This window comes from Halovibrio sp. HP20-59 (assembly GCF_033052795.2).
GTDB lineage: Bacteria > Pseudomonadota > Gammaproteobacteria > Pseudomonadales > Halomonadaceae > Vreelandella.
In genome coordinates this window covers 84031-99360 of sequence record NZ_JAWJUW020000014.1, presented here as the reverse complement: position 1 = coordinate 99360, position 15330 = coordinate 84031, and the positions used below count along the sequence as shown (strand labels likewise).

General features: G+C 54.2%; 15 protein-coding genes and 1 pseudogene. 3 read left to right on the top strand and 13 right to left on the bottom strand.

Features of this window, described 5'->3' with window-relative positions; all coding sequences use genetic code 11:
- Positions 1-374: 374 nt before the first annotated feature.
- The gene (locus RZA33_RS15145; protein ID WP_146874379.1) at positions 375-581 is read right to left on the bottom strand and encodes a cold-shock protein; all 207 of its coding nucleotides are present in this window, start codon (positions 579-581) and stop codon (positions 375-377) included.
- A 367-nt stretch (positions 582-948) separates the two neighbouring features.
- On the opposite strand from RZA33_RS15145, the gene RZA33_RS15140 reads away from it, so the two are divergent.
- On the top strand, positions 949-1905 hold the full coding sequence (locus tag RZA33_RS15140) for a calcium/sodium antiporter (RefSeq protein WP_317508544.1): 957 nt from the start codon (positions 949-951) through the stop codon (positions 1903-1905).
- A gap of 356 nt (positions 1906-2261) precedes the next feature.
- Complete coding sequence (gene nhaD / locus RZA33_RS15135; protein ID WP_317508540.1) at positions 2262-3740, top strand: sodium:proton antiporter NhaD; 1479 nt, start codon at positions 2262-2264, stop codon at positions 3738-3740.
- A 117-nt stretch (positions 3741-3857) separates the two neighbouring features.
- Here the strand turns inward: nhaD and RZA33_RS15130 are convergent, their stop codons facing one another.
- The 4 genes from RZA33_RS15130 to RZA33_RS15115 all read right to left on the bottom strand — a co-directional run bounded on the left by RZA33_RS15130 (position 3858) and on the right by RZA33_RS15115 (position 6064).
- Entirely contained in the window at positions 3858-4529 is a 672-nt protein-coding gene (locus tag RZA33_RS15130; RefSeq protein ID WP_317508539.1) for a glutathione S-transferase, read from the bottom strand.
- Between the two features lie 188 nt (positions 4530-4717).
- Positions 4718-5293, bottom strand: a complete 576-nt coding sequence (locus tag RZA33_RS15125) for an antibiotic biosynthesis monooxygenase (RefSeq protein ID WP_317508538.1) — start codon at positions 5291-5293, stop codon at positions 4718-4720.
- Between the two features lie 152 nt (positions 5294-5445).
- Positions 5446-5829 (bottom strand): hypothetical protein, encoded by a 384-nt coding sequence (locus RZA33_RS15120; protein ID WP_322976218.1) that lies wholly within the window; start codon positions 5827-5829, stop codon positions 5446-5448.
- Positions 5830-5836: 7 nt separating this feature from the next.
- Positions 5837-6064, bottom strand: a complete 228-nt coding sequence (locus tag RZA33_RS15115) for a DUF2835 family protein (protein WP_317508536.1) — start codon at positions 6062-6064, stop codon at positions 5837-5839.
- A 152-nt stretch (positions 6065-6216) separates the two neighbouring features.
- On the opposite strand from RZA33_RS15115, the gene RZA33_RS15110 reads away from it, so the two are divergent.
- On the top strand, positions 6217-6855 hold the full coding sequence (locus tag RZA33_RS15110; protein ID WP_317508535.1) for a putative metalloprotease CJM1_0395 family protein: 639 nt from the start codon (positions 6217-6219) through the stop codon (positions 6853-6855).
- Here the strand turns inward: RZA33_RS15110 and RZA33_RS15105 are convergent.
- The 8 genes and pseudogenes from RZA33_RS15105 to RZA33_RS15070 form a co-directional block, all read right to left on the bottom strand.
- Positions 6852-8570, bottom strand: coding sequence for a putative bifunctional diguanylate cyclase/phosphodiesterase (locus tag RZA33_RS15105; protein ID WP_317508543.1), 1719 nt, complete (start codon positions 8568-8570; stop codon positions 6852-6854). The genes RZA33_RS15110 and RZA33_RS15105 overlap by 4 nt on opposite strands.
- Positions 8571-8852: 282 nt before the next feature.
- The gene (locus tag RZA33_RS15100; RefSeq protein ID WP_317508534.1) at positions 8853-9365 is read right to left on the bottom strand and encodes a C40 family peptidase; all 513 of its coding nucleotides are present in this window, start codon (positions 9363-9365) and stop codon (positions 8853-8855) included.
- A 65-nt stretch (positions 9366-9430) separates the two neighbouring features.
- Positions 9431-9749, bottom strand: a pseudogene (locus RZA33_RS15095) (histidine phosphatase family protein).
- Between the two features lie 39 nt (positions 9750-9788).
- Entirely contained in the window at positions 9789-10604 is an 816-nt protein-coding gene (gene phnE, locus RZA33_RS15090; RefSeq protein ID WP_317508533.1) for a phosphonate ABC transporter, permease protein PhnE, read from the bottom strand.
- Positions 10605-10633: 29 nt separating this feature from the next.
- Positions 10634-11452 carry a phosphonate ABC transporter, permease protein PhnE gene (gene phnE / locus RZA33_RS15085; RefSeq protein WP_317508532.1) on the bottom strand — a complete coding sequence of 273 codons (819 nt, stop codon included), beginning with the start codon at positions 11450-11452 and terminating at the stop codon, positions 10634-10636.
- Complete coding sequence (gene phnC / locus RZA33_RS15080; RefSeq protein ID WP_317508531.1) at positions 11449-12309, bottom strand: phosphonate ABC transporter ATP-binding protein; 861 nt, start codon at positions 12307-12309, stop codon at positions 11449-11451. Before phnC ends, phnE (RZA33_RS15085) begins: the two co-directional genes overlap by 4 nt.
- A gap of 76 nt (positions 12310-12385) precedes the next feature.
- Positions 12386-13366 carry a phosphate/phosphite/phosphonate ABC transporter substrate-binding protein gene (gene phnD / locus RZA33_RS15075; RefSeq protein ID WP_317508530.1) on the bottom strand — a complete coding sequence of 327 codons (981 nt, stop codon included), beginning with the start codon at positions 13364-13366 and terminating at the stop codon, positions 12386-12388.
- Positions 13367-13458: 92 nt separating this feature from the next.
- A complete protein-coding gene (locus RZA33_RS15070) occupies positions 13459-15243 on the bottom strand; it encodes a bifunctional diguanylate cyclase/phosphodiesterase (protein WP_317508529.1) in 1785 nt (594 codons plus the stop codon).
- Between the last annotated feature and the right edge of the window lie 87 nt (positions 15244-15330).

Below are 15330 nucleotides of genomic sequence, written 5' to 3'. Positions count from 1 at the left end.
TCAGGAAGCCCTGCGTGAAGAAGCGACTTATCAAGCGTTACATGATGAATAGCATCAACTTCGTGGGGATCCGTCAGCCTTTAAGTGGCAATGCTGTCATGTCTGATCTCTCCTTTTGCCGGTTGCAAAATAATGCAGCTCCTAAAAAAGATACTTTATAACATAACATTTAGCAAGCCTATTCTGGTTCCAGCCGGGCGCTTCAATCCCTTATATCGACAAGATAAGTAACTACTTGGCTCTCGCAAGAGAGAGGGGGTTAAATGAAAAAAATAGCAGGCACAAACGCATCGAGCCCCGCCAAGGCGGGGCTCGATCATCGGATTGATTAGATCCGATTACTCAATTGATCACTGTTTAAATAACAGTTAGGATCAAGAAAGCAACTTAATGTTTGAAGCTTGAAGGCCTTTCTGACCCTGGGTAACGTCAAAAGAAACGTTAGCGCCTTCTGGAAGGGTTTTAAAACCGTCAGACTGAATTTCAGAGAAATGGGCAAAGACGTCGTCGCTGCCGTCAGACGGTGCGATAAAGCCAAAACCTTTAGAATCGTTAAACCACTTAACTGTGCCAGTTGTCATAATATGAATCCTTTTCGCGAGTCGCGAATTGTAAAATACCTGGAATTACCCAGAAAAATAGTGAGTAGAACAAGGAATACAATTACAGACTACCGAAAGAATTCGAATGTTTCTGGAACCATGCTTGCTTGCTAACTTACTAACTTCGCCCATCCTGCCACGTAGGCAGCAGCAGGTCAAAGCCTTTGTTTTATTAATTTCTCAGCCTACCTATTTTAGTCGTTTAAAATCGCGCAAATTCGCAAAAATAGCCTTAATCTTGCCAATGAGCTAGGCGCTACTAATGCGACCGCCTAGCGCGCTTTACTTGCCCGGCAAAAATCTGCTTCATTCGCGGCCTGGCGAGCACTTTGCAAGAGGTTTTAAAATGCTATACGGGCTTAGTTTATTGGCAGGTATCGCCCTTTTGACCCTCGGAGGGGAATCACTTATCCGCGGCGCGGTGGCTGGCGCACGAAGGGTTGGCGTCTCGCCGCTACTCACAGGGCTTGTGGTAGTTGGCTTTGGCACCTCGGCCCCTGAGCTGGTCGTTTCCATTGATGCCGCGATTAATCAGCAGCCGGATATTGCTATAGGCAACATTGTGGGCAGCAATATCGGCAATATTTTATTGATTCTGGGTATGTGCGCTATTATTTGCCCGATGGCGGTTCAACCCTTAGCGCTACGCCGTGATGGCCTTGTCGTGGTGCTGGCCAGCCTGTTGTTTATTGGACTCTCATTCGGGGGTGCGCTAGGGCGCGTCGATGCAGGGATATTCTTAGCGTGTCTCGTTGGCTATCTTGCTTGGGCATATGTAAGCGAAAGCCGTCAGCACATTCCCGCGGCAGAAATGCACGTTTCAGAAGCCGAGGAGATGACCAAACTCCCCACTACAGGCTGGATGATCGCCGTAGCGTTAGTGATTGGTTTGGGCATGCTGATTGGCGGGTCGCAGCTACTTTTATACGGCGCCATTGGCTTGGCCCAGGCCATGGGCATTTCCGAGGCGGTGATCGGCTTAACCATCGTCGCTGTCGGCACGTCACTGCCGGAGATGGCCGTGTCGGTTATTGCCGCGCTGCGCCGTCATGCGGATGTCGCCGTGGGCAATATTCTAGGCAGCAATATTTTTAACCTGCTAGCCATTCTGGGCATCTCCGCCTTTCTACAACCGCTCCCCCTAGCGCCACGCGTGGCGATGTTTGACCAGTGGGTAATGCTAGGAGCCGCGGGACTTCTGGTCGTATTTTTGTATACCGGCATGCGTTTAGCGCGTTGGGAGGGTATCGCGTTGCTCGCAGGTTATGTGGCTTATATAGCGTTAAGCTTTACGATTTTTTAGGCTCTGCCCGAAAACTGGTTACGCCTGCCCACTTTACGTACAAACTTTACCCAAAAGTCTTAAGGCGTTTCTTAAAACCGGCAATATTAGTGAATTACTATATAAAATATTAACTTTTATCAATAACGCTATTCTTCGTTAGTCGCATATTGGCTGATTACATTAGCTTCCGGGCATAACTATTCCGGCTAAAGTTACCATTACCTAAAAGATTAATTTATTAAAAAAAGATGCCATTACGCTAAGAAGAACTACTTTCGTTCGGTTTTATAAGGTATTGCGACATCTTATAGACTGATAAAATACACGCGTTTTTACACGACTCCTGACAACTTAACCCTGAGGAAGAACGTCACATGCCTACGTTGTGCCAACCCTCTCGCCAGCCTCGATTGTATCGTCGCTGGCTTTTTTTGTTAGCGGCCTTACTACTAGGCGTCAGTCCCCATGCATTTGCGGTCACCGGTGAATTAGATTTAACCACCTCTGCGGTTGGCTTTTTCGCTGTGGCGATTTTCGTCATGGCGTATGCATTAGTCATGGCGGAAGAAAAGATTCACATGCGCAAGTCGAAACCGGTGCTAGTCGCCGCCGGTATCATTTGGGGCCTCATCGGCTGGGTGTATGTCCAAAACGGGATGTCGGAAGCGTCCGAGTACGCGTTCCGGGTCACGCTGCTAGAGTTCACCGAGCTGATGCTGTTCTTGCTGGTGGCCATGACCTACATCAATGCCATGGAAGAGCGCCGGGTCTTTGATGCGCTGCGCTCCTGGATGCTGCGCAAAGGATTCAACTACCGAACGCTATTCTGGCTGACCGGTGGTCTCGCCTTTGTTCTTTCTCCGATTGCTGACAACCTCACCACCGCACTACTGATGTGCGCCGTGGTGACCAAAGTAGCCGAAGGCAACCAGCGGTATATTAACTTAGCCTGCATCAATATCGTCGTTGCCGCTAACGCGGGGGGCGCGTTTAGTCCGTTTGGCGATATAACCACCTTGATGGTGTGGCAAGCGGGTATGGTCGCCTTCCAGGATTTCTTTATTCTGTTCTTCCCTGCCCTGGTCAACTTCTTAATACCCGCAGCGATCATGAGCCTGTTCATCAAGGATGAAAAGCCCGCCAGCGTGCATGAGGACGTTTGGATGAAGCGCGGCGCTAGGCGCATTGTGGGGCTGTTTTTACTGACGATCGTGACCGCTGTGTTGTGCCACGTGGTGCTTCATCTGCCACCGGTGCTGGGCATGATGACCGGACTCGGCTATTTGCAGTTCTTTGGTTACTACCTGCGCCGCAGCCTGCCCCGTTCCTTAGAGCGTAAGCGTGAGCGCTACAGTCGCCGGGGGGATGAACGCAAACTTCAACAGCTGGGTAGCGTGGTGCCTTTTGATGTGTTTAACCGCGTAGCGCGCGCCGAGTGGGACACATTGCTGTTCTTCTACGGGGTGGTGATGTGCGTTGGCGGGCTTGGGTTCATGGGCTATCTCGGCCTGCTGTCAGAAGCGTTGTATACCGGATGGAACGCCACCGCGGCCAACATCGTATTGGGGATCGTTTCCGCTGTGGTGGATAACATCCCAGTGATGTTTGCTGTACTCACCATGGAGCCAGATATGTCCCATGGCCAATGGCTGCTGATTACCTTAACCGCCGGGGTCGGGGGCAGTTTGCTATCGATTGGCTCAGCGGCCGGTGTGGCAGTGATGGGGCAAGCGAGAGGTTCCTATACCTTTATGGGCCACTTGCGCTGGTCGCCGGTGATATTGCTCGGCTACATCGCCAGCATTTTGGTGCATATGTGGCTTAATGCCGACAGCTTTGCACTCTTCAGCTAAGCCAGCTTAGCTAGGGCTGTTCAGTTAAAACAGCCACCTTAGCAGCGGCCTACCTCTCCCCCTTTCAGCTTGCTGGAAGGGGGATTGACTTTTAACTGGCGTCAATATGCCGACTGTTTACTGCCCCGGCATGGTCAGCGGCCCTGCTCGCTTGACCACTCGTTGCCACGCCGCATCTTGTTCTATGCGGGATACAAAGCGGGCAATGGCAGGGTATTTCTCCAGCGAGTGAACGGCCGCGACCGCGTGCAATGGAAAGCTCATTTGAATATCAGCACCACTGGGCCATGGCCCGGCAAAATTGTCGTGCGCCGACAAGTGATCGTTAATGAAGCTAAGGTGCTGGGAAATCTGCGGGGTTAGGAAACGCTTACTCACCGTATCACTGATGCCTTTAGCTATCGGCTTAATAAGCAACGGCGACTGCTTGGGGATCTGACTAAAAACCAGCTGCATCACCAACAGCGGCATCAATGAGCCTTCGCCGTAATGGAGCCAGTAGCGATAGTCCACCCACGCCTGCCTATCGTCTGGCGCTGGCTGCAACCGGCCTTGACCATAACGCTGAAGGAGGTAGTCAATGATGGCCCCGGATTCGGCCACGGTAACGTCACCATCAGTGATAACCGGCGATTTACCCAACGGGTGGATTTTTTTCAGCGATGCCGGCGCTTGTTGAGTCTTTTCATCGCGCTGATACACAACCAGCTCGTAGTCCAACTCGAGGGCTTCAAGTAGCCATAAGATGCGATGCGAACGTGACTTTTCCAAATGATGAACGTGGATCATAAACACTCCATAAGGGCTAAGTTGCCGCCAGCGTTGCACTGGCGGCGGCTATCCTTTCCTGCGACACAACGAGCTTAGTCTTACTAATATTTGATCTTATCAATACGCATTGAGTAGCGTCAGTCGACTAAGACTAGCAGCATCGCAGCGATGAGCCCATGAACGTGCCTATCTCAAACCAAGCGTTATCATGATCGATATGTTTGGCGCCAGCGCGCCAATACATCCAGCGGCGACCATCGACCTTGTAGCCACGGGGCCAATAAGCGCATCGAAAGCGGTATAAATACACACACCATCACCGGGGTTAGCATCAAGGTGCTCACCACTACCCGAGGCACTAATGCCCAATCGGCCAGTACGCCACCAAATACAAGCTGGAAGATTAGCGAGATAGGAAAAAAAGCCAACCAGACGGCCACGGCTTGTTTCCAGCGCGGCGGCGCGCCACTGCCGGTTTGAAACCAGGCATCGAGCCCGGTAGCCCGGTGCTCATGGGGCGCCTCATACAAGCCTTTGCCGCGCGCAAGCCATGCATGGCGCGAGGCAGAGTGCTCCCAGGCGGCTAACGTTTCACTACTGCTAAAGCGGAAAATAATCTGATATTCATCGTCGTCGGCTGGCGGGGAAAGTACGCCAGAGCCCAAGTAGCCCGCGAAATCAGCCGCCAGCTCGCGCCCTTCGTTAAGCCAACGATTAAAATCCAGGTAGCGGCCGCGCTCAACGCGCCTAGCCACCATTAACGTGACGGGGGAGGTAGACATGGTATATCTCCTAATGTGTCGACAGCCTTGGCCGGGTAGGCAGGCTGTTTGCTTTCAAGCGGGTAAGCCTGAAAGTCCAATTACCACATTATACAAGCAATGTTGATGCCATGGAGTAAATTTTTAAGCTAAGGTGATTGGCACACCGCGACTTAACGCCCTGGAATAGGGCTTCGCCGCTCGCCACGCTGAAAAGCACGTACCTGCTGATAAATATCTACGGCGCTGCGTATTGCATCGGCTTCTTGAGCATCTGGCACCACCACTGGCCCTTGATGCTCGCCCTCAGAGTGGAGAATGGCGTCTACCTCACTCCGGTAGCGGTTCAGCAAGTGTTCCAGGTTGAGCCTAATACGATGGATCTCTAGCTCAAAGGCTTTACGTTGATCAGTGCGTTTAAGTATATCCAACGGGGTGGTCGCCGCTTCGGTCATGCCCTCTAAGGTCGTGATGACTAACTTTTCAGCGCTGTCTAAATTGGGAATAACGGAATAAATTAGTTCATTCAAAGTGGCGGATGCTTCATTGTGGTGCATATACAGATCAACTTTTAGTTAAGGACTCGATAGTGATAAATCGGCCCTGATCAGAAAAACTTAACCGGTAAATACCATGCACGCCTTGTCGGTTCACCACTCGGCGAATCGCTTCTGCAGGAAATATCACCCAGCGTCCATCCACACTGCGCGCTCGCACATTCGCGATACGTCCCTCATAGTGCGCTAAGCATTCGTCATAGGTAAGTTTGATAACGACATCAATGGTGGGCATGGTGAAGCACTATAGTGACGGGTTAACGCTATAGGCAGCGAAACGCAAAGCGTTGACTTGCGCTACGGGCCTTACTCGCTAATACTAACTCAACAATACTAACTCGCTAATACTAAATAGTATCTCAACTCCTACTTCGTCGGTAACTATCTATGGCCGTTTCTTCCATTAGCAGCAGCGTTTCTCTCACTGCATGGGCGTCGCCTGCAGTGAACACGATGTCACCGCGTGTTGAGCAAGCAGCAAAGAGCCGTGCGCCTGAAGAAGATACCACGACTTCCGATGACCCCAACGCTACCAGCACTAGCGAACAGAGCAGCGACGCTGCTGGCCCCAAACGGGCAGACGGCACGCCCATGGCGCCGGAAGAGATTCAGCTACTCGACCAGCTTAAACAGACCGACCGAGAAGTTCGCCAGCACGAGATGGCGCACCAAACAGTAGGCGGTGCCTATACGGGCGGCGCCAGCTACGAGTATGAAGTCGGCCCCGATGGCAAGCGCTACGCGGTCGCAGGCGAGGTGCCGATTGATTATGGCCCGGTGCCCAATGACCCCCAAGCCACTATCGAGAAAATGCAAACCGTCATAGCGGCCGCAATGGCGCCGGCGGACCCATCGCCAACAGATTATCAAGTCGCGGCCCAGGCGCGACAGTATCTGCTAGAAGCCAAACTGGACGCGTCCATGCAGCGTAGTGAAATGGAGCAGGCACGCAACGCCGGTGCAGTATCTTCATCAGCAACGGCGCCATCAACGGGTGAACCACCAACAGATGAGCAGGCCGCTTAATGGAGTTCGCGCCCCAGGGAACACCACTCTTCACGCATCGGCCAATTCGCCAGCCAAGCCGGTAGCGCCTCGGCGGGCATCGGTCGTGCAATGCCATAGCCTTGGGCCAAATCGCACCCTAGGGCCATCAAGGCTTTGGCATGGTCTAACGTTTCCACACCTTCGGCCAACATAGGCCGCTTAAAGCGGTTGGCCATGTAAATAACACTCTCCACAATCGCCATATCGTCCTGATCGCTAAGCATATCGCGGACAAAGCTCTGGTCAATTTTGATCAGGTTAACCGGCAGTTGGCGCAAGTGGGTTAACGACGAAAACCCGGTACCAAAGTCATCGATGGCAAAGCTTACGCCAAGCACCTGACAGAGCGCCATGTTTTGCAAGGCGGCCTGTACATCGTGCATCGCTGCGCTCTCTAACACTTCAAGTTTTAGCATTGCGGGCGGCACATCCGGGTGGCGTGCCAGTAACTCGCCCAACCGCTGGCTAAAATCACTCGCCAACAAATGCGTGGGGCTTATATTCACATTGATCGGCAGCTCGATGCCTTGTGCTTGCCATTCACTCAACTGACGCAGCGCTCGCTCAATGACCCACTCACCAAGATCCACTTCCAACGGCGTGGTATCGATAATGGGTAAAAATTGCGCTGGCGAAAGCAGGCCATCGTCAGGATGCTGCCAACGAATCAGTGCCTCCACGCCGATCACACAGCCACTGCGCATATTAACCTGGGGCTGATAATAGAGACACAGTTCGTTGTTATTGAGGGCGTCAATAAAACGCTGCCGTTGCTCATGGTGCACCTGTAGCAAGCGGTCGTGGTTAGGATCGAAAAGGTGAAACGTATCGCGGCCGCGCTGCTTAGCGCGGTACATCGCCTGATTGGCATGACGTAGCAGGATATCGCCTTGAACAAGATCGTTTGGGTAGAGCGTTACCCCCAGGCTAGCCGTTAAGTAGACACTCTGACCATCAACCGTCAGCGGCTGACGTATAGAGGTCATCAACTGCTCAAAAAATGCATCGTCAACGCCGTGGTGCAGTAGCAGTACAAACTCATCGCCCCCCACCCGCGCTAACACATCGTCGCCAAATAGCAGATGGCTTATCCGCTGGGCAAAGCTAGACAGCAAAGCATCGCCGACTTCAGCGCCTAAGCGGTCATTAATGTTTTTGAAAAAGTCGATATCCAGCGAACACACTGCCAGTGGCAGCTGCTGTGTGTCTGCGTGCTGCATCGACTCCTGGATCAATTGCGTCAGCAGGTGCAGATTAGGCAGCCCCGTCAAAGCGTCAAAATAAACTTCACGATTGAGATGACGCGCATGGGCTGGAATGACCGAGAGATCAGCCAACACAATCACATGGTGATTGACCTTGCCTTGCTCATCACGCACACGATTAATCGACATCATACCGGGATAAAACTGGCCATCATGACTGCGATAGCTCACTTGGCTTTTACTACGATCACGTAATTGGAGCTGTTCGCGCATCAAGCGCGTGGAACGGCTATTGTCCAATGGCAAAATACTGAAGGCTTCGGGGGTTTTGCCTTGCACATCGCCTAGCATAAACCCTGTTAGCTCGCAAAAAGCAGGGTTCACTTCCACTACCCGATTTTCCGCATCGGTAATAATGATCGCTTCGTTGGCATAGCAAAATACAGAGTTAGAGGGAGACGCTGTATGCCTAGTCGAAACGGCCGGCATCGCATTAGAGCGAGGCAGAGGAAGGATTGGCTGGGACGACTGTTGAGACAAAGACTGTTCCTTTTGGATCTTCAAGGATCGATACATACGTCTCTGCTCTCCTCGTCATTGTTATTGAGATATCGCTATTGGGATATCGCTATAGAGCCGTCGTTATAAGCAGTTATTAGGTGCATAGCGCCATCATTATGAAAGTAGTAACTTGGCTAAGCATCATAACACCCTATTACGGCGTAAGTACTTTGTACTGCAAAGTACCTTATCGGCTGATGAGGAAATAAGTTAAGGCGCTGGACTAGCGGCACCCAAAAAACGCGCCTGCCAGTAATCGATCTCTAACGGCACGCTGACTACTGCACGGCCATTGCCAGGCGCATGAATCATTTGGCCGTTGCCACGATAAATTCCTACGTGGGTAGCTTTGCGATGGTCGCCAAAGAAAAGCAGGTCACCAGGGCGTGGGGTTTTCACCTGGGGCAAGGCGCGAAACTGCGCATCGGCGGTACGCGGAACGCGAATGCCCGCCGCCCGGTAGGTCATTTCCACCAAGCCAGAGCAGTCCAGACCATCCGGCGTATTTCCCCCAAAACGATACGGTGTGCCAATGGCCTGCTGGGCATGGGAGAGAATCAGCGCACGCTCCATAGAGAGTCCTGCGCGGTTAGGAGGCGCCTCTATGGGGGTAAGGTCGCGGCTGGCACAACCCGCTAGCACCAGTAGTAACAGGCAGGTAAGCAACCACCTTCCAGAAGGTGCTAACCCGTAAGATAGAGGCCACAGGCGAGCCAATTGCATGGACAACTGCTCCAATAAATCAACGTGCCTTCATGATGGCGCAAAGCATGCCTAGCCGCCAATGGTTAACGGCCGATCCACTCGACAAAGCTGGTTTCACCAAGCGCATGGCGCTCATGTCGCACCCGGCTCATTGCCGCGTAGGGTAAATCCATTGCCAGTACTCGCGAAAGCGGCTGCTTGATCACCTGACGTAGCAGGCCATTGCAGACAAACAGATGCGCTACTACCAGCACATGCTTGCCAGGCGGATTACTTAACAGCTGCTGCCAGCCGGTTTCACTCAGCGGATGGTCGGTGGAGCCGCGGAGCATACGCCCCCCCTACTGGCTCACCATGACGCAGTAAATCAATCGTTGTGATCTCCGCTTCGGGAAAACGCATACTCGCCTCCTGGGCGGCTAACTCAGTTAAATAGTTCCGTTAAATAATCGCGTGGCGCACCCGTGCAGACACCCACTCGGACACTAGCACGGTGGCGAAAATCATGATAAAAATGACGCTGACCTGATCCCAGGCGAGGCTGTTAATCGAGGCATTCAACTGCAGACCTATACCGCCGGCACCGACCAAGCCCAACACCGTCGATTCACGAATATTAATGTCCCAGCGGTAGACGCTAATCCCCGCAAACGCAGGCATCACCTGGGGCAGCACCCCGTAGTTCATCACCTGTAGCCGGCTTGCGCCGGTAGCGCTAATCGCCTCAACGGGGGTGGGATGGATCTCTTCAATCGCTTCGTAAAGCAGCTTGCCCACAAAGCCTATGGAGCGCAGAGCAATGGCGATAATCCCCGCCAGCACGCCGGGGCCGAGGATAGTCACCAGCAGCATCGCCCAAATCAGCGAGTTAATGGACCGCGATGAAACGATCACCATCAGCGCCAAGCTGCGCACCAGCGGATGTGGCGTCGTGTTACGGGCGGCTAAAAAAGCCACCGGAAACGCCATCATAATCCCTAACGCGGTGCCCAACGTGGCGATATTGATAGTGTCCCACATGGGCTTCCAGAGCACGTTGGCGTAGCTCCACTCAGGAGGCGTCATGCGGCCAATCAGATCCGCCCCCTGGCGACCGGCATCTTCCACAAACACCCACATGGTGTTGTCGGAAATCATCTTCCAGCAAAGCAGAAACAGGCTAACGCCCGCCAGCCAAGCCAGGTACTGCAACCATTGAGCGCGGGTGGTGCGCCGCCGCCAAACCGGCTGACCCTGAGAGATCGTAGATACGGGCATAACAGTTCTCCAGAATTACGAGGCCAGGCTTACTGGGTCCAACGGCGAACATGGCTTGAGCTGTACTCGCACAGCAGCACGATGGCGATGATGATCAGCAGAATCGCCGCGGATGTGTCGTACTCATAGCGGCTCAGCGAGGTGTTCAGCGTGGCGCCGATACCGCCTGCTCCCACAATGCCAATCACCGAGGACTCGCGGAAATTGATATCCAGACGGTACATGGAAAGCCCAATCAAACGCGGCATTACCTGGGGCTGCACAGCGTGATTCATGGTCTGCCACCAACTGGCGCCCGTGGCGCGTACCGCTTCTACCTGACGCCAATCCAAGTCTTCAATGTCTTCCGCCAGCAGCTTGGCCATAAAGCCAATCGTCGCGAAGGCCAAGGTAATCATGCCCGCAAAGGGCCCAAAGCCGAACATCACCACAAACAGAATCGCAATGATGATCTCTTGAAACGTGCGCGAAACGGCGATGATCGCGCGACACACAAAGTAGATCGGTAGTGGTGAGATATTGCGCGCGGCCCCTAAGCCCACGGGGATCGCCAGCAGCACACCCAGTACCGTGGAGGTGAGCGTCATGGTCAAGCTTTCCAGCAGGCCCGCGACAATATCGTCGTAGCGGCTGGCAAAGTCAGGCCGCATAAAGGCGCCTAAAAAATTAACCGCCCGGCCCGCGCCTTCCGCTACCCGGTCCCAGTTCACCTCTACCGAAGCAAGCGCTAAAAACAGATACACCACGGCGCCGATGGCAAGCCCCCAGCGTAAGCGTGGGTTTTCAATCATTGGCAGCCGCCGCCACTGGCCGCGCTGCGCCGCCTGCTGGCGTGCCTGCTCGCTCATCGTGCCGCTCCCGCTTCAATTGATGACGTCACCCGTGCGTAAGGAGGATTAATGGGAGCACTGTGAGTAGCCTTATCACCGCTGACGTTATCGTCCATTGGCTCAGGCGTGGCGTCCCAATCCTCTTCACCGTAGATCGTGGTGAGGATCTCGCTGGTGAGTTCGCTGGGAAGGCCATCAAAGACGATTTCACCCGCCCGCAGGCCGACAATGCGGTCAGCAAACTGTTGGGCCAGCGCTACATCGTGAATATTGATGATCGCCGCCAGTTCGCGCTCGGCGCATAGCTCGCGAATCAAGCGCATGATTTGGCGTGACGTTTTTGGGTCAAGGCTGGCGGTGGGCTCGTCCACCAGCAACAGCTTAGGGCTTTGCAGTAGCGCCCTGGCGATACCCACCCGCTGCCGCTGACCGCCTGAGAGGGCATCGGCACGCTTATCAATGGCATGGGTCAGCCCTACCCGCTCAAGCAGCCTAAACGCTTCGACCACGGCCTCCTGTGGGTAGCGGCGCAGGAAGCTGCGCCAAAAGCCCACGTAACCAAGCTGGCCCGAGAGCACGTTCTCCATCACGGTTAGGCGGTCTACCAGCGCATACTCTTGGAAAATCATTCCCATGGAGCGCCGGGCGTGACGCAGCTTATGCCCTGAGAGCTTGGTGATTTCGGTATCTTCAAGGCGAATGCTGCCCTGGGTGGGTTCAACCAGCCGGTTCACACAGCGAATCAGCGTGCTTTTACCCGCGCCGGAGGGCCCAATCAGCGCCATCACCTGGCCCTTGGGCAACGTGAGTTCGATATCCGTCAGCGCTCGATCCCCGGTGGGGTAGCGCTTGCCTACGCCACTAAGTGTCAACATCGTTCTACCTCGTATGTATAGCGAAACGGCCAGAAGGTAAGCCCTCCTGGCCGAATAACGGCTGATAATCGATTGGTTAATCGCAGTCGTAGGTCACGCCATTGGCATCGGCAATCGTGCGAATCACCGACCAGTTGTCCTCGTAGGTAATCGGGATAAACTGCGATTCGCCGGAGTTGGCGAACTCTTCCTCTAGCGCCGTGCCTTCCCAGTCGTAGCTGAAGAAGGCGTCTTGGATCGTTTCGGCCAGCTCAGGGTCGAGGTTGTGCGCCAGCCCGTAAGCGGTGGTCGGGAAGGTATCGGAGGTGTAGATCACCTCGTAATCGTCCTCTTGAATAACATCCCGCGCCAGCATACGGCGGGCCACGGAGTTAGCAATCGCCGCCGCGTCGTAGTCTTCGTTGACCACGCCTAGAATGGAGTTGTCGTGGGAGCCGGAGAACGCTGTCTCGAAGTCTTCGCCCGCTTCCATGCCGTACTCTGAACGCAGCAGCGCGGAAGGCGCGCGGAAGCCAGAATTGGAGGTCTCGGAGGTAAACGCTAACTGGCGACCTTCCAGGTCTTCAACGGTTTCAATGCCGCTGCCGGGGTAGGTGATGATCTCCATTTCGTAGCCAAAGCTGCCATCTTCGGCGGCCATCATGGCAAAGGGACGGAAGCCACCGCAGTTAACCGCTACCGGTACGCCGCCGGTATTAAAACCAGCAACGTGTAGACGGCCAGCGCGCAGCGCTTCTTGCTGGGCAGCGTTGGACTGCACCGGGAAAAACTGTACGTTTTTGCCGGTCGCTTCGCTCAGATGGTCAAGAAAGTCTGACCAGACATCGGCATAAACTGCGGGGTCTTCTACCGGCGTATAAGCAAATACTAACGTGTCCGGGTCTACCCGCTCAGATTCATCGCTGGGCACATCGGCGACCATGTCGCCGTCGTTGTCCACATAGCGCGAGGACAGGTCCGCAGAGGCGTTCACCGCAGCCAAGGCAAAAGCACCCGCAACGGCGGCACTGATCAGGGTCCGCGGAAGCGAAAGAGACGTCAGAGATAGAAACTGCATTGGGTCACCTGAGGCGTTGTTAGAAGGTAACAACATCCTGACGACTTCAGATGACAACGCCGAGACACTCTCATGACCGCTGGGTGACGTCTTTATGAAGGTTGAGTGACGGAGTGCGCGTCACCTTGCCCTAAGCCGGGGGCTGAACAGCCGCTGCGACGATCCACAAACAAACTGTTGCCAGGCATTTTTTTAGCTTGGTGTTTCAATTCAGAAAGTTCGCCTGCGATATCCAGCGATTGACAGCTGGTGGTATCAGGGATGGGCTTCACCGCAATTGAGACGCTAACAAAAGGGAAAAACGTCCGTCTATTTTGTCGGTTTTCGACGTTAATCCCACCCTGAAGGCGGTCAGCCTCTTCATAGAAGCCCGGCGCCATGATTTCGAATGAGTGCAAAATTTGCTGACAAACACTTTCCCAATGCTCAAGCGGCAGTAACATCATAAAATCATCGCCGCCAATATGGCCGATAAAGCCCCCGACGTTCTCTACCTGTGCTTGCAGCAGCCGCGATAGCGAAATAATGATGTGATCACCTCGGGCGTAGCCGTAGGCATCATTAAAGGCTTTAAAGTTATCTAAGTCCACGTAGGCGGCAGCAAAACCCTGCTCAGCGGCCACATAGGCGGCCAGGGTTTCATTAATCAGAATATTGCCCGGCAGGCCTGTCAGTGGGTTGGCATGCCTCGCTTGGCGCACCTGAATCGCGGTGATTTCACGCAACAAGTCAACGATATTGCCCATCCCCAGGTAGTCACCGGTAGCGTTAACGATGACAAAATCCTCCTGCTCAATATCCCGGCTATCGGTCAACTGCTGACTCAACACCTCCAAGGGGGTATCCGCTTCGGCCACCAGCATGCGTGCATCGGCCACGTCTAGCACGCGGCGTTTGGCATACAGGGCGTGGCTATAGGGGTTGGTAAACAGGGTTAAAAACGCATTGCGCACCACCGCCACAGGCTTACCCTGCTCCAGCACGGCCACGCAGCGCAAGCTAGGCTGTTGACGAAATTGCTCGGAGATAGACGGCACTGAACAGTTCGTTGTGATGGCGTCGATAGTGCGCAAAATAGAGCGCGCAGTGCGGCCAGCGGGGCTTTTTAACTGGGTGGCAGGCAGCAGCATATCGAGCTGCAAAGGCGGCTGGTGGCTGGGACGGGCAAAATAGAAGCCTTGTAGCAGCGCAAGCCCGCGGTCGAGTTCCCACAGGCAAAGGTGCTCAGCGGCTGTTTCTATGCCTTCGGCGATCACTTGGCAGTCCAGGCTACGCGCCACATCGAGAATCGAGCGCAGGAACTCTCGCTTGGCAGGATCCTGGTCGATGCCGGAAATAAAGTGCCGGTCGAGCTTAACGAAATCGGGGCGCAGCTCCGACCAGTGGCGAAGACTTGAATGCCCTGCACCGAGATCATCCAGCGCCACCTGAAAGCCCATTGTGCGGTAGTGATCCACCGCTTGGCGCATCAGCTCATAGTCATGGATCGGCACGTGCTCGGTAAGCTCAATCACCACCCGCTCAGGGGGTAGCCCACTGTCGCGGATAAAACCTAGCGTTAGCCCCTCGCGAAAATCACGCTCGACGATGGTCAGCGGCATCACGTTCAGAAACAGTAGGCCGGGCAAATCCAGCGCGGCAAAGCGGTTAATGGCCAGCCGGCGGCAGAGTAGATCTAACTCGACTAGCTTCCCGGCCTGGGTGGCGACTTCAAACAGCCGTAGCGGAGAGTGCAGCGGCGAGGTTTTAGGCCCTCGAATCAGTGCCTCGTAACCATAAATCGCTTGCTGGTTAGCATCTACGATGGGCTGAAACAGTACATACAGCTCTTCTGCCGCAATAATTTTGTTCAGCCACTGTGCTTCTTGTGCGGTCATTTACCTACAACCCTATTTTGCCACCCAATGCAGCGGTGGTGCCAATGATGTACCACCGTCCCTGGGGTTGTTGCTAAATTACCAGCC